Raw genomic sequence first — 21,213 nt, forward strand, 5'->3', positions numbered from 1 at the left:
TTTTGCCTGATTTATGATTTAGCAACGCGTTCGTCTAACCAAGCTAGGGCAGCACCCGCAGTTTCAGCTAGAATACTAATGAGGCGATATAGAGCGATCGCACTAAATACTAAGGCAGCTGGAAAGTGGTGTCGTAAAAGTTCATACGCAGTCGCTTCAAACACACCTAACCCACCAGGCGCACCCGGTATAACAAACCCCAACAACCAAGCGCAACTAAAAGCCCCGAATAACAAAGGAATTTGATTCGCATTCAACGAACTCAGAGCGAACATAGTTAGTATAAACCCAGTGGCGCGTAGTCCCATAAAGCCTACTTCTCCTAACAAAGGTCGTAGAGGGTAGCTTTTAAGACTGAAGGGAATAGTTGGTTGAGTGGTAGCAGCAGACTTTTTTGCTTTTAATTTGTACAAAAAACGGATAACGGGGTTCAAAAACCACGGATGAATCGCACCAAGGACTACAGCTAAACTCAAAAATTGTAGTATTTGTAGAACAAGGGTAGTATTCGCTGCTGCAAATTGGCTACTGCATAGGACAATGATGATTAAAGCAGCCGCTAGCATGAGTAACGGTTCCAGCAAAACGCTTAAGGTGGCTGCACCAGTAGGAATATTGGCATTTTTGGCGGCGACAATTCGTCCGTAGTGATGCCAGATATTACCTGGTAAATACTTCGCGATGTTCGTTTTTAGGTAAACTTGAATGAATTGGGGAGATGATACAGGTTGATTTAACTCTTGAAGAATCCAAGTCCAGATCCAGCCTGCCCAAGTATGTGCTAGTAAAGTTACCCCTGTAGCGATCGCCATAATTGCCCATCCTACATCATCAATGCGGATAGCTGTCACCTCAATCCAATTATCCTTCAGAGCTTTCCCTAAAAAAAACAGCGTTCCCCCCAAAATTATCCAGCGTAAAAATTGCTTCATTAATTTAGTAATTTAACGGTTAGAGCAACAAGGGCTGAATGCCTCAACTATTACAGTACATCAGCTACCTATCCAAAGCTTTTGAAGTATTAAACAGGTTTATGTAGTTTTTTTTTGAAAAGGATATTATTTTATTTTATATCTCTCTACAGTTAGATAAAAGTATTCTATTATTAATAATAAAAATGTGGCCTGCGCTAGAGGTAAAGTTAATTTTATTATTCATATCCTTAATAGAGGTTATCAAAAGTCAGGGAACCAACACAAGCACAATAACTTGCTGGCTAATTCTAATAATTCAGCAAACTATTAGCTTATTAATATTTTGGTAAGGAGAACTACGTGAACGCGGTGAGAGTATTCTTGAAAAAAATAAGATTGCGCCAGATATTAACTATCTTTTTAGCTGGACTAATGTTGATAGTTAGCACTGCTTGTACTGGAGCAAATGCTCAAGGTGCAAATCCACAAAATCCTGCTGTACAAGCTGGCGGAGCAAACAATCCTTATAAGAATGGTGGAGACAATTATACCAACAACAATATGTCCACCGATCCGAAAATAACAAACCCAAAAGCCAATCAGGGACGCGACCAAGCTAACTTGCAACCAAGTTCGCAATTGTTGATTGCTACAAATGCAGAATCTGGGATACTTTATCCTGGTGGCGAGACACCAGCAGGTCGAGTCCAGAAAGAAGCAGAACTGCCAATCATCACAGATAAAAACTTCCGCCAGCCTGAACCCGGTGGTTTGATTCAGAATGAAGCAAATGTAGGAGATCGGGTCAAAGATCGTCTTGAGACTGTAAAAGAAGCTGTTGAAGAAGCTTCCGGCTTTTTGAAGAGCAACGCAGAGGAAGCGGGTGCTAGACCGGAATTACAAAAAAATCCGGCATTAGGCAGATAGAAGCCTTATTTTGTCTCAATGCTTGAGATTTGAAATACTTGAGATTTGAAATAGATTGCAAATGCTATCTTGGTTGAAGTTTAACTAGTCACAAAAATGCAAGGAGTGAGAAGTATGAAAAAAGCAATGACTTGGCTGAGAAACATTCGTCCCTTGAAAGTTTTGACTGTTTTTTTAGCAGGAATATTCTTATTTCTGACACAAGCCTGTGGTGCTCCAGGAGTAGCAACACAGCCACCACAGCCTGACACTCCATCACCTTATTCCAAACGATACGATCCCACAAAAGATTATCCTCTCTCTTCTCCTGCTGGTGGAATAAATAACTTTAGTGATGTAGAACCCAGAGGCAGATTAGATGAAAAGGCAGCTAATGATAGAGCTGATGCGCTAGCAAAAAATGCTCAAAAAAATATTGAGCAGAAAGGAGCTGACAGCCCAGGGCAATATGGTCAAAATTACAAACAAGGTACACCACTTGGCGAAAGAGTGAAGAACCTGGGTGAAGATATCGGCAGTTCAGCTGAAGAAGTTCGCAAAGGTGTTGTTAAGGGAACTCAGCGAGGAATTGAAAATATTAAGGGTAATACCCAGAATGCAGCCGAAGACGTGACAAAAAATGTTCAGCGTGGAGCTGAGGATGCTGGTAAAAATGTTCAGCGCACAGCTGACGATGCAGGTAATGCAGTGAAGAGGGCAGTTGATTGAAATTAGTCATTTAATTTCTTGTAAAAATTTGAAAGCGCCCACAGACTTATAGTCTGGGACTACCTAAACAAAGCCTGTCTACGCAGGCTTTGTTTTAGTTTTAAGTAGGCAGGACTTATGCAGTGCTGATTAATCATTGCGTTCGCCCTTAGTGTTCCCGTTGGCGCAGCCTCTGTCTACGACATGCTCCGCGAACGTAGAGAAGGACGGAGCGAAAGCAATCTCATGAAGACTGGATTGCTTCGCTCCGCTTACAATAGACCTCTTGCACGAATGCAAAACTTGCCCTCATCCCCCAACCCCTTCTCCCAATTTTGGGAGAAGGGGAGTCCTCACCCTAAGTCCCTCTCCCAAGCTTGGGAGAGGGACTTAGGGTAGCGCTCAAACCAATGCTATTCACGTACATGGTTAGACATTGTTGTTTAATTTCGTCGTTGTATCCGCGTTTTGAATATGATTCTAGAAATTGGCGTTAGCGGAGCAGGGCAAAACGCACGTCGCAAGAGGTACAGATGTAGTTTTGTTTTCTACGACGATGCCCGTTCTTACGGCTAAGGTTAGATGCACAATATGGACAGTTATCCTTTAATTATGCAACGCCATCAAAAAAATAATAGTCTAGATTTAAACAATAATGATTGCCGTCCCAACTGGGTGAGATAGGGTAGGCTGTCTCAATGTTTCGCGTACTAATGTTTGCTCACACAAATTAATCAGCGCTCCCAACTCTGCTTTATTCAGGCGACGTGAGCCATAATTACAGCGCAGTTCAAAAGTTTGCTGTTGACTAAGGATGAAGGTGAAGTTTACGGGCATAGCTGACAGCAGTAGTTTCCACAGTAACCTTCACCGTATTATCACCTTTTTCCCGAAATTATCGGCGATATTCGTCGCCACAATCGCCGATTATCTGGTACAAATCGCGTGATTGGCGAGATACTGCATTGATGCGATCGCGATCGTCTTCATCTAAACTAAAACTAAATATTTTGGCGTTATCTTCTATATGTTCAGATACACCAAGTCTGGCACCAACTATCACACCGCCCACTGTTGGCCGATCTAAAATGTAACGCACTGCCACGTTGGAAATGCTTACGTCATGCTTATTAGCAATTTCCTTTAAGATAGCCAACAACTCTTGAAATAATTGCCAACCACCCCAAGCATCGATCATATTTTTATATTTTTTCAAACTAGCAGTAGATAGATCAAATCCTCGTGGTTCCGGTTTACCTACATAGTTTTCTGATAACAAACCACCGCAAAGTGTACCGTAAGTAAAAAGCTTTATGTCATGCTGTTGACAAAACTCCACCATATTAACTTCAGGGCGGCGGTCAATAAGGGAAAATTGCACTTGGTTAGAAACAATTTTGATACCTGCTTCAGTAATAATTTTTAAGTTTTCCGTGTCAAAATTAGTTAAACCTAGATGCTTAATTTTACCCTCAGTCTGAAGTTCTGCCATATATTTGAGGGCATCCAGGTAATTTTTATCCTGATATTCCCACCAGTGGAATTGCATCAAATCTAACGATTGCACATTCATCCTTCTCAAGGAAATATCAATATTTTCCTCAACCAGTTTTTTCGTCATTTTGCCTGGACGAGGCACCCATTTTGTAAAGGCTTGCACCTGAGATAAAGCATCTTTCCCACGAGTATCAATTAGTTCACAGCGAAACTCACCAATAAAGTCTTCTGCGGGGCCATAATGATCTGCTAAATCCCAAGTGGTAAAGCCTGCATCTACATATTTGAACATAGTCTCAATAGCGACTTGGGGATTGATCTGTCCATGTCCGCCAGAGACTTGCCACATCCCATTTAATATGCGGCAGATGTTCAAATCAGGAGTAAATTGGAGACGACTAGCTGCGGGTAAGTTCATTTTCAATTTATGAGCGAAAAGTTAGGAATGGGAAGACTTAAGAATTACTAATAGATAAATCATAACTGATAATTCCTAATTCCTAACTTCTAACTCCTAACTCCTAACTTTTTAACGCCAGCCTTTTTCAGCTTGTTCGAGAACGTAAGCAGTAACGTCTTGAATTTGCTGTTCGCTGAGACGCTTTTTGTAAGCTGACATATTATTTTTACCATTGGTAACTATAGATGTAACTGCCTCTATTGAATCCATACCATACTTTTTCAGGGCTGGCTTTTTTAGATTTTTACCTCGCCGAATTATATTGCTGCCGTTGATATGACAACCAGCACAATGAACGCTAAATATTTGTTCACCGTTAACTGTGTCTGCTGCACTAGCAGGTAAAGTAAAAGTACTGATTAATAACAAAAACGTTACTAATACTAATGTAAGTAGTTTCTTCAATTAACTTCTCCAGATTTTGACATACTAGTTTTAAGCATAAGTATCAGAACCAATACTAGAGGGATTCAAAGTCAGTTGTAAATCCAGAAAAATTTGCACAATCTTCTTGAAAAGCTTCTGCATCACTAACATCCTCAATTTTATATGACATGATGCGCGTACCGTCTGGCATTTTTTTGGAACCAATCAATTCACCTTGATATTTCTCTGGTATCGCTTTAAAATCAACACCATAGAGTTTCCAGGCATCACCCGAACAAGTAATATTTACTCGCCACATATTTCACTCCCAATTACTACCACTAAATATTCATCATCTCATAAATGGGCAACATCTTACACATCACCTCTTTGGGGCTAGAATTTTCTATCTAAAGGAAGTGCCTAGCTTAATCAGGCTACGCCATAATGTTGATGTAAGAACATCTCTAGAAAATTTTATCCAAATTAGTTAAATCCCAAGAGTTGAAAATGCCTAACAATATCAAGCAACAAATTCAAGCCGACTTGCAACAAGCGAAAGAAACTGGACAATTAAGAACGGAGCGGATTCGAGAAATAGTAAAATCCGCAGTTTCTCAAGTAGCTTCTGAGTTTAAACAAGGTTCTAGTGAAGTTCGTAGCATTGTGAAAGATGCGGTTTCTGCTGTAGTTGAAAACTTCCAAGAAAAAGGTGGCGAACTCAAAGATGAAGTGACAGCTTCCATTGAAGGAGCGTTGGAAGGAATTAATAGCAAAAGACACGAAAGCATTGCTCAAACTCAAACAGATATAAAAAGGCTACAAGCTCAACTTGATGGTGAAGAAGAACAACTCCAACAAGAGGTTGATGTAATTTTGGCAGAAATTGAAGAGACGGGTAAGGAAAAACCAGCTAGTACTAAAACTGCTATTGATTCTGCTGTCAATGCTATTAAAGATAGTGAAGAAGTCGGATTGTTAAAGAAACGTTACGCGCAACTGCAAGCACAGCTAGCCATTGTTCGAGCTAATATGGCTGCACGCTATGGCGGGCGGAATATGGAAGTTCAAGATTATCTAGACGAGGCTAAACACTGGTATGATAAAGCTCGTCCCCAAGCAGAGTCTATGGCTGTACAGGTAGAACAGAAGCGATCGCAACTAGAAGAGCAATTAGGTGAAGCTGGTACATCTTTAGCAAGAAAAGAGCGCCAAATCAAACAAACTTTGAGGCAGTTACTCTTAACGGCGGCTGACTTGTTCAAAGATAAGCAACCTGCTGATAAAGAGCGGGAGACTATTCATAAATAGACTGTTTTAACGTTTAATTGACTTACAAAAGTAGGGTGGGAAATTCTCACCCTACTTTTGTTGAAACAGTAGTTTTCATTAGATTTTTTGTATGGATAAAAAGCCCTCACCCTAAATCCCTCTCCCCAGATGGGGAGAGGGACTTTGAAAACTTTGAAGTTAGCTCCCCTTCTACCCAAAATGGGAGAAGGGGTTGGGGGATGAGGGCTTTACATTGCACTGGATTATATAAAAATAGTAAATGGGTAATCGTCGTGCGACAATTACCCATTTATAAAACTCTTATTGCGTATTAGTAAATACGTCCTTCTCCATTAACTTGTTCGTCATGCTTGGCTATAACCCAAATTGCATGAATACTACCGGGAAGCCAACCTAAAACTGTAAGCACAATGTTAATAATCAGAGTCGGGCCAACTCCAACTGTCAAGAAAACGCCTAAAGGAGGAACTAACAAACCTAAAATAAAACGAACTAATTTCATGATGTTACAACTTGGTGATTTTGTTTAATTACATTTGAGATCCCGAATTAGAATAATCCACATTCGGAGATTTTATGTAGATGAGAAACTTGATTTAACTTGCGTTTCTACTGGTTCTAACTTATCTAGAAGAAGGTAATTCAGTTTGATTCTTTACATCACCACTGCTAGTTAAAAGGTTTCTTTCAACAAAGTAGTTGTTAATAAAAGTGTTAGCGAAAGTTAAAATTACTGGCCCAAGCAGGAAACCAATAATTCCATGAACTGCGAACCCAGGAACTAGTACTGCTGCTAACCAAAAACACAAACCGTTGACAACGAGCGAAAATGCTCCAAATGAGAGAAAGTTAAGTGGTAGGGAAAGAGCAGACAAAACTGGTTTAACTGAACCGTTAACTAGACCAATTACTAAAGCAGCAATCAAAGCTGCGGGGAAATTAGCAATATTAACGCCTGGAACAACGATATCAACAATCAACAGGCTCAAAGCTGTAGCTAGCGCGGTTAAAAATGGAGTCAACATTGTTTTTACCTAATAACTAGAGATTTTTTTAGGACTTCTTATATCATCTTTGACTATCTGCTAAGGTTTCACCTCCCTTGCAAGATAGAATTTCTTTCTACCATTAGGTCTATCATTGATAAAAATATAGCGGTTTTAAATACATTTTATGGGCGCACAACTATATGCCTATACATTAGACATAGGAGTAGAGACGTAGCAGTGCTACGTTTCTACAAGGGTTGTGGATAAGGTATATTAATTTCTGAAGATGTCTAACGCATTACAATGTTTTGTAGGGTGCGTTATACAAACTTAACGCACCCTAGAAATTTAAGATTAATTTAATGTCACAAGGCAAAAATCACTCAGATTTTCCCGACTCAGGCTTATAATAAAGGGCTGATTTATATAAGACTTGTTCTTGATGGGTTTCTAAAGTGCAATCAGACAAAGGGTAAGTTACACAAGTAACAACATAACCAGCTTGTATTTCATTTGGACGCAGAAATTTTTGCTCGCTTTGCTCGACTTCACCACTAATAAGTTTCGCAATACACGCAGAACATTCGCCTTGTTTACACCCAGATGGTAGGCGGATACCAGCTTCTTCCGCCATATCTAAAATATATTGATCGTCTGGGACTGGAATGGTGCGATCTAATCCAAGTGTAGGATTGATAAATCGAACTTGATAAACTGCCATCTGCTGTTTCTAATTATTGTTTAACTACTTTCATCGACAAACTAATCCGTTTGAGTTTCTCGTTGATTTCTAACACCTGCACTTTGACTACTTGTCCAACTTTGACCACTTTGTTGGGATCGTCTATAAATCTATCAGCAAGTTGGGATATATGCACTAAGCCATCTTGATGTACGCCAATATCGACAAAGGCTCCAAAGTTGGCGACGTTCGTCACAATTCCCTCTAGTTCCATTCCCACATTTAAGTCCCTGATTTCCTTAATTCCTTCTCTGAAGGTGGCATACTTAAACTCAGCACGAGGATCTCTACCTGGTTTTTCGAGTTCGCTGAGGATGTCGCGCAGTGTGGGTTCGCCGATGCTATCGGTAACGTATTTCTTCAGGTTGGTTTTTTTGAGTTTTTCGGCAATTTGTGTCACCTGATTTAATGGCACATTTAGATCGGATGCGATCGCTTCTACTACAGAATAACTCTCTGGATGCACTGCTGTATTATCTAATGGGTTATCACTGCCGCGAATCCGCAGAAAACCTGCTGCTTGTTCAAAAGCTTTTGGCCCCAACTTCGGAACTTTCAACAGTTGTCGGCGATTTTTAAAGGCTCCATGCTGGTTGCGATGGGCGACAATATTATTGGCGACTGTTGCCGTAATCCCAGAGACGGATGTTAAAAGTTCTTTGGAGGCGGTGTTCAAGTCTACGCCGACGTAATTCACGCAGCTTTCTACAGTGTCATCCAATTTCTTTTTCAACAACTTTTGATCGACATCGTGCTGATATTGTCCCACACCAATCGATTTGGGATCGATTTTCACTAGTTCCGCTAAGGGGTCTTGCAAACGGCGGCCGATACTAATGGCCCCACGCACAGTAATATCTAAATCGGGAAACTCTTCCAACGCCACTTTGCTAGCAGAATATATAGATGCGCCAGACTCATTCACCATCACCTTAACTGGTTTGCGTTCTATGGTTTGCAATACTTGGGTGACAAATTCCTCTGTCTCGCGAGACGCTGTACCGTTACCAATGGCAATTAACTCAATTTTGTACTTTTCAATCAGATTTTTGACAGTTTGTGCAGCTTTGAGTCGCTGTTCAGCCGCTTGGTGGGGAAATACCGCTTGATATTCCAAAAATTGTCCAGTTTGGTCGAGGACAGCAACCTTACACCCAGTTCTAAATCCAGGGTCTATCGCCAGGGTTGGTTTCATCCCTGCTGGTGCAGACAGTAGCAACTCCCGCAGATTAGTTTCAAATGTCTTAATTGATTCTATATCTGCATAAACTTTTTTCTCAGTAATTACCTCTCCCATTAGAGAGATTTTCATTAAACGGTTGAATGCATCTTTCAGCATCGCCTGATAAAAATCCCGAATTGTCCGTACTTTGGTTTTGATTTCTTTCGACTCAAGATAGTAAAGTACCGTATCCTCATCAAAAGCAATTTCAAAACTTAATACTTTTTCAGTTTCACCCCGACACAACGCCAGCATATTGTGTGGTGCAATATTTTTTACCCTAATTTGATAGTTACGGTACATCTCAAATTTGGTTGTACCTTCAGGATAATCATCTTTAATGCGGGAGACAAATACTCCTTCTTCTAAAAGATAGTCGCGGATATATGCGCGTAACTCAGCTTTTTCAGCCACTTCTTCCGCTAAAATGTCAGCAGCACCTTTGAGTGCTTCTTCTGCTGTTTTTACTCCCTTGGTTTCCGAAATATACTTAGCTGCTTCTTCCTCTAGTGAAGCCGTTGCACCATTTTTCACATTTAGCGACTTGATGAACTCCGCTAGTGGTTCGAGTCCTTTTTCTCTGGCAATAGTAGCGCGGGTGCGGCGCTTTGGTCGATAGGGTAAGTATAAATCCTCAAGTTCCGTTTTTTGTAAGCAGGATGAGATTTTGGCTTTGAGTTCATCTGTAAGTTTACCTTGTTGAGCGATCGCACTTAAAATCACCGATTTCCGTTCTTCCAGTTCTGTTAAATAAGTATATCGATCGGCCAGTTCGCGTAGTTGCACTTCATTCATTTCATCGGTGCGCTCTTTGCGGTAACGTGCAATAAACGGAATTGTTGCACCCTCCGCCAAAAGTTCCAGGGCGTTTTGCACCTGATGGGATTTGAGGTTTATTTCAGTTGCCAGTAATTGAGGAATGTTCAGCATTAGGTGTCTAAAATGAAAATGCTACTTCTAAAGGTAATATGCTAGATCCTTATCCTGGCGCAAGGCCAAAGTTTTAAGCTAATTTACCAGATGATTGCTCACAATAGTAAAATTGGCGAAATAGACAAAACGCACCTATGCAAGTTTTATAACCCTTTCAATTTGCGTAGATGAATGAGAATTTGTCTAGTATTAGCACCTTGGCTGAGTTGGGAGAACAGCAAAAGTAGCATCACCCACAGAAATTGTCTGTTCCTAAATACTACGCAACTTCGCATACCGCCTCATACGTACTTTTAAAGCTTGCGGCGCACACCATCGACCACAGAAAAAAGAGTTGTCAAGCTTTTAGGCGCTTCATGTGTCGCAATAATTATTCCAATTGGTATAATATACGACGTTGCGTAATCTTGATTTTTTATAATGTTTATTTCCCTCGACTGTTGTAGCCAAAACCTCATTGGATGTAAGATTAACCACACTTCCAAAAAATTTGTTTTAAAAACACTGCAACCTTTAGTTCAGAGGTTAATTAAATGCCTTTGTTTTTCTTGATACCACTATGTACTGCTTTAGCTACTGGCTATTTCTTTAAAAAGAGTACTGATGAGATAGCATATCTTGCAGGTGTATTCGCAGCGATTAGCTTGATCTTAAGTTTAGTATTAGCACCTTGGCAGATTCAGTTTGGATTATTAATCATTGTCTTCGTCATTACCAACAGACTTTTACAAGATAATGAGTCCAAACAATAGGAAAACAACCTAGAGAAACCTCTATCCAGCCAAAGGAACTTAGCGTTTTTCTTGATACCACTATGTCCTGTTTGATCTACTGTCTGCTTGTTCAAAAAGAGTACTAATTAAATTGCATACTTTGCAGCTATTAGCTTGATTTTAAGCCTAGTATTAGCACCTTGGTAGATTCAGTTTAGATTGTGAATCATTATTACCAACAGAATTTTGTGAGGAGAATGAGTCCAAACAATAGAAAAACTTCTATCCAGCCAAGGAAAATTGGCGGACTACTAACTCTGGCTGAGAGATGTAAATTTAAATGAAGACTTTTGGGAATAGATAAAAAACAATTCAAACTCTCGATTGTCATCTAAAAATTCAGGCTGTAATTTAGTGTAACGTTGTGTGCTATTTTCAGCACAAGTAGTGTTGTTCAAGTTTAAATTTTCCTTGGGTAAACTCTTAGCTTTGTATTTATCGAGTCTAATACTAACTCTTTACTTATACAAGTTTAATACCCAGAAATTACTTCATAAATGTACAAATTTCCTAGACAAAAATTCCTAATAAAGAAGGATTTTTGTTTTATGAAGTTTTTGTTTAAGCGTATTTGCCAGTAGATAAATTTTTGATAAAGTACAGCGATAAATTTGCAACATACCTTTCTCGTGGTATTCTAGTAAGTAATTACATGTAACAATAAAATTGGAGAACAAAGTCTATTTAAAAAAATTACGAACGATAAATCAAGCAACCCTAATACTAAATGGTGTAGAAATATCTCAAATTCAATGCAAGCAACTTCAACTTAAAGTTGATTAGCTAACGCTAGTTTGCATTAGTTGTTTTGTTAAAAAGGCTCTATTTGGACATTCAGTGAAATTCCCCATAAACCTGTAAAGCGTATTACTGTAGATTCATTTATCTCTCTAGAATTTACGCAGCCAGTCAGACTTGTATTACTTATTGTGTTGCCATGCCCAAAAAGAGCACGCATACATACTCAATTTGAGTAAAAACCATTACTTTTATAAATCGGCTTAATTTCCAGATGAGATTACAGATATGTCTGTGAGCCGGGAGAAATTTGATGATATGTCAATACATTAATCAACTTTCCTGGAGCAAATAGAGAATATTTATCAATCCAGCTAGGTTTATATAGTTTGAGAAGATCACTAGTATCTTCAAAAGATTTCTACAACAGGATACAACTCATGAAAGTTAATGAATGGGTTAATCAAAAATTCTAGCAATCCATTTTGATTTAGGTGCATCTGTTGAATATGTGGGTGTAATCAGAGTTTAGCATTAGCGATGTTTACGACGGGCTACATCTACGCACACTGCAAATTTTATGTATGTGAGAGAATTTGTGACAAAGTTCTCAACCTTCCTATGTCTGCATCTACTACTAGATTATCGCGATCGCGCTCAAAATAGTCTTGGAGCAAACCTGGGTAGCACAGAAAATATCTGTAATTCATAGTTGGGCAAACTATAAATTGATTGTGCCAATTGCCAAGCAATAAACTGGTTTGGTTGGGAGTATAATCCAGTCAAACAATTAAGCGTGCTTTACTCCGAATCATATCGAACGCTTACATGATAAAGCAATCATCCTGGAATATGACATAGTATTTAGTTTTTAACTCTAGGGCATGAGCTTCAATGATCGTTTTTATATCAGTCACTTCAACATAGTCTTCCTAATTTTGTTGTCTATTTACTGAAGTGGAAGTCGAATTGTAAAGAAGGTGTTGCCGAGATATGAAACGTTCAAAACAACTGGCTTTTTACTATCCGGTTCATACCTACTATCTTGATTAAGGCAAAGTACGATGAAATCTATGTCGCAAAGTCCAAACTTTAAAATAATTCCTTATATTATTTTATTTGTAAGTATTTTGTTTAGTATTTGTGGACAATTGCTGATGAAAAATGCCATGAATCATACAAATGAGGAAGTATTGAATTGGGAGTTCTTTCAAAAACTATCATTAGCTATTACTGTTTATTGTTTAGGAATAGTAAATTGGATCTTGGCTCTGCGATCTGTAAAGTTGAGTATTGCTTATCCACTGACTAGTTTAAATTATGTCGGGATACTTTTCGGTTCATACTACTTTTTTAATGAGGTGATTACATTAACTCGAATAGTAGGAGTAATCACTATCTTTTTGGGTGTTCTTTTAGTAGTTAATCCTATAAAAAAGTTAAAATTTAGATAATTAATTACTTGAAAAATTTAAAATGAGTATTTTTACTTGGCTAAATTTAATGCTTGTCGTTTTGTTTGGAACAACAGCTCAACTTTCACTCAAGTATGGACTTTACATTTCTAACTCTAATAAAGGAGAAAGCGGATCTCTCAAAAATCTCTTATTATCTCGTTATTTTTTGATTTGGTTTATCTGCTATACATTTATGACTATATTGTGGCTTTATGTATTGCGGACAATTCCTTTAAGTCAAGCCTTTCCAGTTTTAGGATTAATGTATGCATTTGTACCAATTGCATCTCACTATCTTTTAAAAGAAGAAGTTATCTTTAGCCAGTGGTTAGGAATTTCTGTTATTATAACTGGCGTAATTCTGGTTGTACATTAATAGCTTAATAGGCAAATAATCAGATTGTTTATTATTAATAGCTTCTGAACATCATCTTCTAAAACATTTTCACAAAATCTAAATTTAATTTATGAATATAGGTATCGTTGGCGCAGGGATAACTGGGCTAGTATTAGCTCAACGTCTTTCACATCAAGGACATAAAGTCACTGTTTTTGATAGTAATAAGCAGCTTGGTGGGCTTACTACCTATCATGATTACGGATTATTTACCTGGGATCGCTTTTATCACGTTATTTTACCTTCTGATACTCACTTAATAAATTTTATCAGAGATATTGGTCTTGGAGATAAACTGCGTTGGCATCGAAGTTTAACAGGCTTTTATGACAATAAAAAGTTTTATTCTATTAGTAACACTATAGAATTCCTGCGTTTTCCTTTATTTGGACTTATCGGTAAAATCAGATTAGCTTTTACTCTCTTATATGGTTCACGCCTTAATAACTGGCGGCGCTTAGAGAAGATTTTAGTTGAAGATTGGCTATTGAAACTCGGTGGGAAAAACACATACGAAAAGCTCTGGAAACCTTTGCTTTTATCTAAATTAGGAGAAAACTATAAGCGAATATCAGCAGTTTTTATCTGGGCTTATATCAAACGACTATTTTCAGCGCGCGATTCTTCATTAAATAAAGAACAACTTGGTTATGTCTCTGGTGGTTATAAAACTGTTTTTGACCATATAGAAAAATTAATTTACGCGGCTGGAGGTCATATCCATAAAGGTGTTGCAGTTGAATATATCGCACCTCATCCAGGGGGTGGAATGTGGGTAGAATATCAGGGTAAAAAAGAGCATTTTGATAAAGTTATCTTTACTGGCCCAGTTAATATCTTGCAACAGGTTGCAGCCAAGGGACTAGTGAAAGTTTCAGGCACTGGTGAAACAGTAGAATACCTGGGTGTAATCTGCATGGTACTGATTACTCGTAAACCTCTAGTTCCTTATTACGTAGTAAATATTGCCGATAAAAATATTCCTTTTACCGGAGTTATCGGTATGAGTAACTTAGTTTCTTTACAAGAGACAGCAGGGTATCACATTACATTCCTACCAAAATATATACTTTCCACTGACCCGTTGTTAAAACAACCAGATGACGAATTACGCCCAATATTTTTTCAAGGTATACGTTTAATGTTTCCTGAACTCAAAGCAGATGACATTGTGGCAGCACATATTAATCGAGCGATTAAAGTACAGCCACTACAAGTTTTAAATTATTCAAGCCTTGTTCCAAAAGTGAGTACTGAAAACGATGATTTTTTCGTCGTCAATACCTCACAGTTGGTCAATGATAGCGTGAACAACAACGCAGTAGTTCGACAAGTCGATGAATTTCTCAAAAAATCAGCATTACTGAATTCTTGAAATCTGAGTAATCACATTTTATTTTAAAAATCACACGAGGTCTTTATGAGTCTTTTTGTTCTATTACCCGCATATAACGAGCAAGAATCAATTCCACCCTTGTTCAAAAAGTTTCAAAGATTGCAACAAATCTTTAATATAGAGATAGAACTGATTCTTGTCGATGATGGCAGTAGCGATAAAACTGCTCAGACTGCTTTAGAAGAATCTCAATCACTAGGTATATTACTGAAATTAGTCCAACATCCCAAAAATGCTGGTTTAGGTCAGGCAATTAAAACAGGTTTTACGACTTTCTTAGAAATTTCTAAAGAAGGTGATTTTTTAGCTGCGATGGATTGCGACAATACTCAACCACCAGAACTGTTAATAAAAATGTATGACACTATGATAGCTGGTAGCTATGATATTGCGATCGCATCTAGATATCGAAAAGGTTCTAAAGTCATAGGCTTATCAAAATTTAGAGAGCTGCTGAGTTACGGAGCCAGCTGGCTTTTCAGAATAGCCGCCCGTGTACCAGGCGTAAAAGACTATACTTGTGGCTACAGGCTATATAACCGTACTTTCGTCAGTAAACTGGATATGTATTATGGTGACAGTTTATTCACTGAAAGTGGATTTGCTTGCATGATAGATTTATTGTTGAAAGCCAAAGTACTCAAACCAAAAATTGTAGAAATTCCAATGGTTTTGAGATACGATCAAAAGCCGACTGCTAGCAAAATGAAAATTCTTAAAACTATTACTCGAACACTGAAGCTCTTGTTTAAGAATCTAGCATCAACAGAGCCAACTTCCAATTTAGATCGGATTTTAAATGAGCAAGAAACAGCAAGAATTCCACTAAAAATGGCAAATCGTAAATAAACCTGATAATAAATAGGTTTTCACTAATAATTAACTGGATGGGAAAATATTAATTTATCAACGGTGGGATTATAGGGATGAGCAAGGCAGAAATCAAAAATAAGTTTGTTTAATGAAATTGTTGCTTTTACTAATATATCTGGGTGGATCTTCCTTTCTAGAGTTTCAGAAATTATAAGACAGTCTTAGACTGTCTTATAATTATGTATGAAAATATTACATCCAGTATTGCAACTGATTCTCTAAGCATTCTCTTCATTGATTACCAGGGTGTAACGATGCCATAGATAATTTGAATATTTTGCTTCATACCAAGGTCAGTAACAGCGACAAGATATTGTAACAAGGCATCAACATCCTTAATAGCTTTAGCGGTAAGCCGAACTTTTCCAGTTGGTGTTTGTGTCCAAGAAAATGCGGGAATTGGAAAACCATGAGCAAAACTGTGTCTGACTTGCAGAATATCGTTTAGCATCTGTCGAGTGGCGAGTGCATTCATGCTTCTTTTTGACCAAACCCAATCATTGATAGGGTCATAGCCAGTATATTGAAATAAAAGGTTACGCGAATTATCTGCATTTGGTGTATTAAATTGTTTAAGCGATCGCTCTGCTGCATTTTTAGCAATAGAATGGACAGCATGAAACTGAGGATCTAAAGGATTTGCAGTTACATCAAAAAAGTTGCGAACTAGTTCCTCAATATAAGCTTCCCATCCAGCAACAAACGTTGCTAAAGCAGAGTGGTAATAGACTTGAGTTTGGCTATTTAATATTGGGCGCAAGCGAGGATCTGTCGCTGTATCACGTAGGACACGAGCCTTGTGAGCCGCTTTATCGTACCTTAATGCTGCTGGTGATGGCACGGCGATGCTCTTAGAGACAATTCACAAACTCTTCAAGTGCATCTCGATACCTCTGTAATGGCTCTGGATTTAATTGCACTCGCTCCTCGCCAATTTTTTTGGGGCCTGGTTTGAGCTTATGTAAAGGGGTGCCAGTTGTTGCCGCAACTACACAAGCACTATGATAATCGGGAATTTCAATGAAACTGTTACTTGGTAAGTCTTTAGGACTAGCAAAAATATGACGATTCTTCTGATGTATATCATCCATAGTTTTCTTAATGATTTTGTTGACAGCTATAAATGCAGAAGCGGCTTTACCTTCATACATTGTGACTCGATTACTCACAAACGTATGTAATTTTGGCACGGATACGCCTTCTTCTTTTGCACGTTTAGCAAAGCTAATTCGTGCATATGATGCAGTATTGGGATCGCTAATACCATATAGAAGTGCAACCACATTCTCAATTGCACGACGCGAACTATCGTCCGCAGTAAATGGGACAACTACGCCCTCTGCTGCAACTAGACCAAGCTGTGTGTATACAGCAAAACTAGGGTTACAATCAATTAAGAATAAAGTATCTCGCTCACCACTATATGTACGTAAAGCAAATGTTAAATCTCGCACCCAACTAAGCACCTGTTTCCAAGCATCAATTGGTATGGACAGTTGAGAAGTTTGCCTAATTGCTTCAGAAATTATTTCGAGAAGATTATCCCCACATATTAGCCTCAGATTTTCTGGTATTTGTGGGTTAAATTCTCTTGGCTCACACACATAAGGAGATACATCAGTAATCATTCGGAAGGGGGAGTTAAGACGTGCTTCTAAATAACCAGCTACCGTGGCACGCGGTGTTTTACTGCTCAAAGAATGTAGTGCCTTAGGACTATTGAGATATCCCCCTAGTATGGTTTCTGAGACATTAGCTTGGGGACACAGGTCAATTACATAAACATCTGTATCGGGGTGACGGTGAGCATATTCAGCAGCAGCCACAAAGCAAAGAAAGCTCTTTCCCACGCCGCCTTTGTTGTTCCAAAAAGCATACGAACTCATTTTTTATATTCCTTGTTGAGGTAAAACAGTCCCTGCGTGTATTGGCAATGCTATGAAACTCTTACCCCCTATTGTCGCAAAATACAGTTTACTAAACTGTATTTTATTTTGACTCCTGCATCATAGCGATCGCTCCCTCAAGTGCATTACTTATAAGATATTTCTTCTTCTCCTGACTTTTATCTAGGCGTAGAAGCTAAAGTCCAAGTGCAGTGAGGAAACCCCTACTGCATAACTGCCAACTGTGGCTTTCACTCATTTGTTAGACTGAACACACCAGGATTTTTCAGTCAAATCTCTGAACTACGCCAGCAGACGAGGCTACCCATGCTTACAAGTACGCTACTTCTCTCGAATCAACTTCCCACTCTCCAATATTCCTCCACACCAGAGCGTTTCGATGAAACCTGGGAAGCCCCCCTGGCTACCCTTCTTGGACTAGGACGCGCCGCTGGTGCTGACTTCATCGAATTATTTTTAGAGCGTCGCAACTATATTAGTTCTCTTGCAGAAGATGACGCTATCACGAGTATTTCACCCAGTCTGTCTACAGGCGCGGGAGTCAGGGTATTTCGCGGTAAAGCTGACTGCTACGTTAGCACCAATGACCTTTCGTTTTCCGGTTTGAAAGCAGCCTTAGAAAAAGGTCTTTCTATCTTGGGATTACAACTACCCACTGCTAAGGCTTTCATCCCAGAAATCAACCTAGAATTACTCAGGGATTACGCCACCAAAAGAGGTAAAGATGCATGGCTACCTGTGTGTAGCTCCATCCGAGAAATGGGAGAAATCCTCCTAGATGGTACAGCCCACCTGAAGCAAAAAGCTAGCCACGTCCAATCGCGCCGTGCTACCTATTTCCGGGATTGGCAAGAAGTTTTAATCGCCGCCAGTGACGGGACTTTTGCCCGTGATATTCGCCTCACGCAATCAGTAGGATTTAACCTGTTGTGTGCTGATGGTGCTAATCGTACCTCAATTGGCGATCGCGCGGGTAATACTAGCGATGCCAACTTCTTGAGAACTTGGGATTCTCAACAAGCCGCCGAGAAAATAGCAGAATCGGCTGGAAAAATGCTCTACGCAGATTACGTGGAATCAGGTACTTATCCCATCATTATGGCCAATCACTTTGGCGGCGTAATCTTCCACGAAGCCTGCGGACACCTGCTAGAAACCACTCAAATAGAACGCAATACCACTCCCTTTGCTGACAAAAAAGGCGAAAAAATTGCCCACGAAAGTTTGACGGCCTGGGATGAAGGGCGTTCTGAAAATGCCTTCGGAACAATTGACATGGATGACGAAGGTATGCCTGCTCAAAGAACCCTCTTAATTGAAAAAGGCGTTTTGAAAAACTTCTTAGCAGATAGAACAGGTTCTGCACGCACCGGACACCCCAGAACTGGAAGTGGACGCCGCCAAAATTATACCTATGCCGCTGCTAGCCGGATGCGTAATACTTATATTGATTCTGGCGAATATAGCAATGATGAATTATTTGCCTCTGTTGATAAAGGTATTTACTGTAAAAAGATGGGTGGTGGTAGCGTTGGTGCTACAGGTCAATTTAACTTTAGTGTTGATGAAGCCTATTTGATTGAAAATGGCAAAATCACCAAACCGCTAAAGGGAGCAATTCTCATCGGTGAAGCCAAGGAAATTATGAATAAAATTTCCATGTGTTCTCAAGATTTGGAGATTGCACCAGGTTTTTGTGGCTCAGTCAGTGGCAGTATTTACACCACAGTCGGACAACCTCATATCAAGGTTGATTCTATTACCGTCGGTGGACGATAATAATTTTAGATTTTAGATTTTGGATTTTGGATTGTGAATGAGCAGGAGTTTAAGGCTAGAACAAAGCAGCTGGCATTACGAGTCATTCGTCTAGTTGAGCAACTGCCACAAACTAGAATTTCTGATGTCATCAGCAAACAGTTATTACGTTCCGCAACTTCAGTTGGTGCTAATTATCGAGCAGCCTGTAGAGCTAAATCAAAAGCTGATTTAATTGCCAAACTCAGTATCGTGGAAGAAGAAGCTGATGAAACGCTTTACTGGTTAGAGCTTGTTATTGAATCTGGATTAATGACAGCAGAAAAACTAAAAAGCCTAATGCAAGAAGCTAACGAAATTCTAGCTATGACTGTTGCATCAATAGAAACACTACGAGAAAAATATAAGTCATAACATCCAAAATCCAAACTCTAATATCAAAAATGGAATCGTTTCCAATCCAAAATCTAAAATCCAAAATCTAAAAATTGACTATGCCGAATATCAATGAAATTGCAAATTCTGCCAAGGACAATGCTGATAAGCTTGGCATCAAGAAATTCGACATTTATGGTTCAACAGTTGATGACACTAGCGTGCAAGTAGACCAAGGTGAGCCAAAACAGGTCAAAGCTTCAAATCGCTCTGGTGTTACTGTTCGTGTCTGGAATGAAGAGAATACAATGGGTGTCACCAGCACCACAGATGTAGACCCCAAGGGACTGGAATTAGCTTTGAAAACTGCCTACGAAGCTAGTTTCTTTGGTGTTAAAGAAAATGTTCCTGATTTTAGTCCAGAGGCTACTACTCCGATTTCAAGTAAACCTCAGGCTAAAACATCCCAAGCACCTGTTGCTGAACTTATAGAAAAATTGTTGGTAGCTGAAAAAGAATTACTAGCGGCCCATCCAGCAATTAAAGGTGTACCTTATAATGGTTTGTCACAAAGAGATATTGACAGATTTTATCTCAATAGCGACGGCGCAGTGAGAACTGAATCTCACTCTTTGTCATCAGTTTATCTGTACAGCAAAACTGAGGAAGATGGCAAAAAACCGCGCAGTGCAGGCGCTTTTAGAATCAACCAAAATTTAGATAATCTAGATATTAATGGTTGCATCAAAGAAACTGCCGATAAAACTATCAGTCACTTGAATTATGAAAAAATCAAAACTGGTAAATATCGAGTTGTTTTCTCTGCGGAAGCTTTCTTAAGTCTGTTGGGCGCTTTTTCTAACTTGTTCAATGCCCAAAGTATTTTAGACAATCAAAGTCTATCTACTCCTGATGATTTAGGTAAGCAAATAGCTTCTCCTCTGCTTTCGGTTGTTGATGATGCACTGCACCCAGCTAACGTTGGTGCGGAAAGTTTTGATGGCGAAGGAACTCCCACTCGTCAGATTTCGCTAATTGAAAATGGCGTTTTAACAAGCTTTCTCCACAGTGCAGGCACTGCTAAAAGGTTAAATGCCCAGCCAACTGGTAATGCTAGTATTGGCGCAAAAGTCAGCGTTAGTCCCAATTTTTATCACGTATTTTCAACAGCAACTCCTGAGCAAGAGTTGAGCTTAGAAACTGCTGAAAATGTGATTTTTATCGATGATTTACAAGCTCTCCATGCTGGAGTTAAATCCTTGCAAGGTTCCTTTTCTTTGCCGTTTGATGGTTGGCTAGTTAATAAGGGAGTAAGGACGAGTATTGAGTCCGCAACTGTTGCTGGCGATTTCTTGGAACTTTTGAAGTCAATTATTTATGTAGAAAAAGAGCCAGAGTTAACGCCAGGTGGGGTTTGCCCGAAAATCTGGGTTAATGAACTATCGATTACCGGCGAATAAAACTTAGGAAGTGTAGAGTTAAGAGTTTAACTCTTAACTCTTAACTTGG

General features: G+C 39.1%; 21 protein-coding genes and 1 pseudogene. 10 read left to right on the top strand and 12 right to left on the bottom strand.

What is annotated here, in order from left to right; all coding sequences use genetic code 11:
• Positions 1-11 precede the first annotated feature (11 nt).
• The gene (locus NLP_RS15790) at positions 12-932 is read right to left on the bottom strand and encodes a lysylphosphatidylglycerol synthase domain-containing protein (protein ID WP_104907215.1); all 921 of its coding nucleotides are present in this window, start codon (positions 930-932) and stop codon (positions 12-14) included.
• Between the two features lie 342 nt (positions 933-1,274).
• On the opposite strand from NLP_RS15790, the gene NLP_RS15795 reads away from it, so the two are divergent.
• Together NLP_RS15795 and NLP_RS15800 are read left to right on the top strand one after the other, a co-directional pair.
• Positions 1,275-1,841: a DUF6658 family protein gene (locus NLP_RS15795; protein WP_104907216.1), complete on the top strand. Its 567-nt coding sequence runs from the start codon at positions 1,275-1,277 to the stop codon at positions 1,839-1,841.
• Positions 1,842-1,955: 114 nt separating this feature from the next.
• A complete protein-coding gene (locus tag NLP_RS15800; protein ID WP_104907217.1) occupies positions 1,956-2,549 on the top strand; it encodes a hypothetical protein in 594 nt (197 codons plus the stop codon).
• Between the two features lie 382 nt (positions 2,550-2,931).
• Here the strand turns inward: NLP_RS15800 and NLP_RS36120 are convergent.
• From NLP_RS36120 to NLP_RS15820, 5 genes and pseudogenes are all read right to left on the bottom strand, one after another.
• Positions 2,932-3,126: pseudogene (locus NLP_RS36120) on the bottom strand (IS1/IS1595 family N-terminal zinc-binding domain-containing protein); the annotation flags it as partial.
• Between the two features lie 47 nt (positions 3,127-3,173).
• On the bottom strand, positions 3,174-3,365 hold the full coding sequence (locus tag NLP_RS15805; protein ID WP_104907218.1) for a hypothetical protein: 192 nt from the start codon (positions 3,363-3,365) through the stop codon (positions 3,174-3,176).
• Positions 3,366-3,423: 58 nt separating this feature from the next.
• Entirely contained in the window at positions 3,424-4,443 is a 1,020-nt protein-coding gene (locus NLP_RS15810; RefSeq protein ID WP_104907219.1) for an aldo/keto reductase, read from the bottom strand.
• A 111-nt stretch (positions 4,444-4,554) separates the two neighbouring features.
• The gene (gene petJ, locus NLP_RS15815; RefSeq protein WP_104907220.1) at positions 4,555-4,890 is read right to left on the bottom strand and encodes a cytochrome c6 PetJ; all 336 of its coding nucleotides are present in this window, start codon (positions 4,888-4,890) and stop codon (positions 4,555-4,557) included.
• 55 nt (positions 4,891-4,945) lie between these two features.
• Complete coding sequence (locus tag NLP_RS15820; RefSeq protein ID WP_104907221.1) at positions 4,946-5,170, bottom strand: hypothetical protein; 225 nt, start codon at positions 5,168-5,170, stop codon at positions 4,946-4,948.
• Between the two features lie 191 nt (positions 5,171-5,361).
• On the opposite strand from NLP_RS15820, the gene NLP_RS15825 reads away from it, so the two are divergent.
• Positions 5,362-6,162, top strand: coding sequence for a histidine kinase (locus NLP_RS15825; protein WP_104907222.1), 801 nt, complete (start codon positions 5,362-5,364; stop codon positions 6,160-6,162).
• A gap of 292 nt (positions 6,163-6,454) precedes the next feature.
• Here NLP_RS15825 and NLP_RS15830 read toward each other — a convergent pair whose 3' ends face one another.
• From NLP_RS15830 to NLP_RS15845, 4 genes are all read right to left on the bottom strand, one after another.
• Positions 6,455-6,646 carry a YqaE/Pmp3 family membrane protein gene (locus tag NLP_RS15830; protein WP_104907223.1) on the bottom strand — a complete coding sequence of 64 codons (192 nt, stop codon included), beginning with the start codon at positions 6,644-6,646 and terminating at the stop codon, positions 6,455-6,457.
• Between the two features lie 121 nt (positions 6,647-6,767).
• Positions 6,768-7,169 (bottom strand): phage holin family protein, encoded by a 402-nt coding sequence (locus NLP_RS15835; protein WP_104907224.1) that lies wholly within the window; start codon positions 7,167-7,169, stop codon positions 6,768-6,770.
• Between the two features lie 343 nt (positions 7,170-7,512).
• A complete protein-coding gene (locus NLP_RS15840) occupies positions 7,513-7,854 on the bottom strand; it encodes a 2Fe-2S iron-sulfur cluster-binding protein (protein ID WP_104907225.1) in 342 nt (113 codons plus the stop codon).
• A gap of 13 nt (positions 7,855-7,867) precedes the next feature.
• On the bottom strand, positions 7,868-10,027 hold the full coding sequence (locus NLP_RS15845) for a Tex family protein (RefSeq protein WP_104907226.1): 2,160 nt from the start codon (positions 10,025-10,027) through the stop codon (positions 7,868-7,870).
• A 2,587-nt stretch (positions 10,028-12,614) separates the two neighbouring features.
• Here NLP_RS15845 and NLP_RS15855 point away from each other — a divergent pair.
• From NLP_RS15855 to NLP_RS15870, 4 genes are all read left to right on the top strand, one after another.
• Positions 12,615-12,995: an EamA family transporter gene (locus NLP_RS15855; RefSeq protein WP_234017364.1), complete on the top strand. Its 381-nt coding sequence runs from the start codon at positions 12,615-12,617 to the stop codon at positions 12,993-12,995.
• Between the two features lie 22 nt (positions 12,996-13,017).
• The gene (locus NLP_RS15860; protein ID WP_104907229.1) at positions 13,018-13,374 is read left to right on the top strand and encodes an EamA family transporter; all 357 of its coding nucleotides are present in this window, start codon (positions 13,018-13,020) and stop codon (positions 13,372-13,374) included.
• Positions 13,375-13,465: 91 nt separating this feature from the next.
• Positions 13,466-14,770, top strand: coding sequence for an NAD(P)/FAD-dependent oxidoreductase (locus NLP_RS15865; protein WP_104907230.1), 1,305 nt, complete (start codon positions 13,466-13,468; stop codon positions 14,768-14,770).
• A 45-nt stretch (positions 14,771-14,815) separates the two neighbouring features.
• Complete coding sequence (locus NLP_RS15870; RefSeq protein ID WP_104907231.1) at positions 14,816-15,640, top strand: glycosyltransferase family 2 protein; 825 nt, start codon at positions 14,816-14,818, stop codon at positions 15,638-15,640.
• A 262-nt stretch (positions 15,641-15,902) separates the two neighbouring features.
• Here NLP_RS15870 and NLP_RS15875 read toward each other — a convergent pair whose 3' ends face one another.
• Both NLP_RS15875 and NLP_RS15880 read right to left on the bottom strand, forming a co-directional pair.
• Positions 15,903-16,505, bottom strand: coding sequence for a HEPN domain-containing protein (locus tag NLP_RS15875; protein WP_104907232.1), 603 nt, complete (start codon positions 16,503-16,505; stop codon positions 15,903-15,905).
• 10 nt (positions 16,506-16,515) lie between these two features.
• Positions 16,516-17,550, bottom strand: a complete 1,035-nt coding sequence (locus NLP_RS15880) for a ParA family protein (protein WP_104907233.1) — start codon at positions 17,548-17,550, stop codon at positions 16,516-16,518.
• Positions 17,551-17,877: 327 nt separating this feature from the next.
• Here NLP_RS15880 and NLP_RS15885 point away from each other — a divergent pair, with 327 nt between their 5' ends.
• The 3 genes from NLP_RS15885 to NLP_RS15895 all read left to right on the top strand — a co-directional run bounded on the left by NLP_RS15885 (position 17,878) and on the right by NLP_RS15895 (position 21,164).
• Complete coding sequence (locus tag NLP_RS15885) at positions 17,878-19,350, top strand: TldD/PmbA family protein (protein ID WP_104907234.1); 1,473 nt, start codon at positions 17,878-17,880, stop codon at positions 19,348-19,350.
• 33 nt (positions 19,351-19,383) lie between these two features.
• A complete protein-coding gene (locus NLP_RS15890; RefSeq protein ID WP_104907235.1) occupies positions 19,384-19,743 on the top strand; it encodes a four helix bundle protein in 360 nt (119 codons plus the stop codon).
• An 80-nt stretch (positions 19,744-19,823) separates the two neighbouring features.
• On the top strand, positions 19,824-21,164 hold the full coding sequence (locus tag NLP_RS15895; protein WP_104907236.1) for a TldD/PmbA family protein: 1,341 nt from the start codon (positions 19,824-19,826) through the stop codon (positions 21,162-21,164).
• Positions 21,165-21,213: the final 49 nt, after the last annotated feature.

It is taken from the genome of Nostoc sp. 'Lobaria pulmonaria (5183) cyanobiont' (assembly GCF_002949795.1).
In the GTDB taxonomy this organism is placed as follows: Bacteria; Cyanobacteriota; Cyanobacteriia; order Cyanobacteriales; family Nostocaceae; genus Nostoc.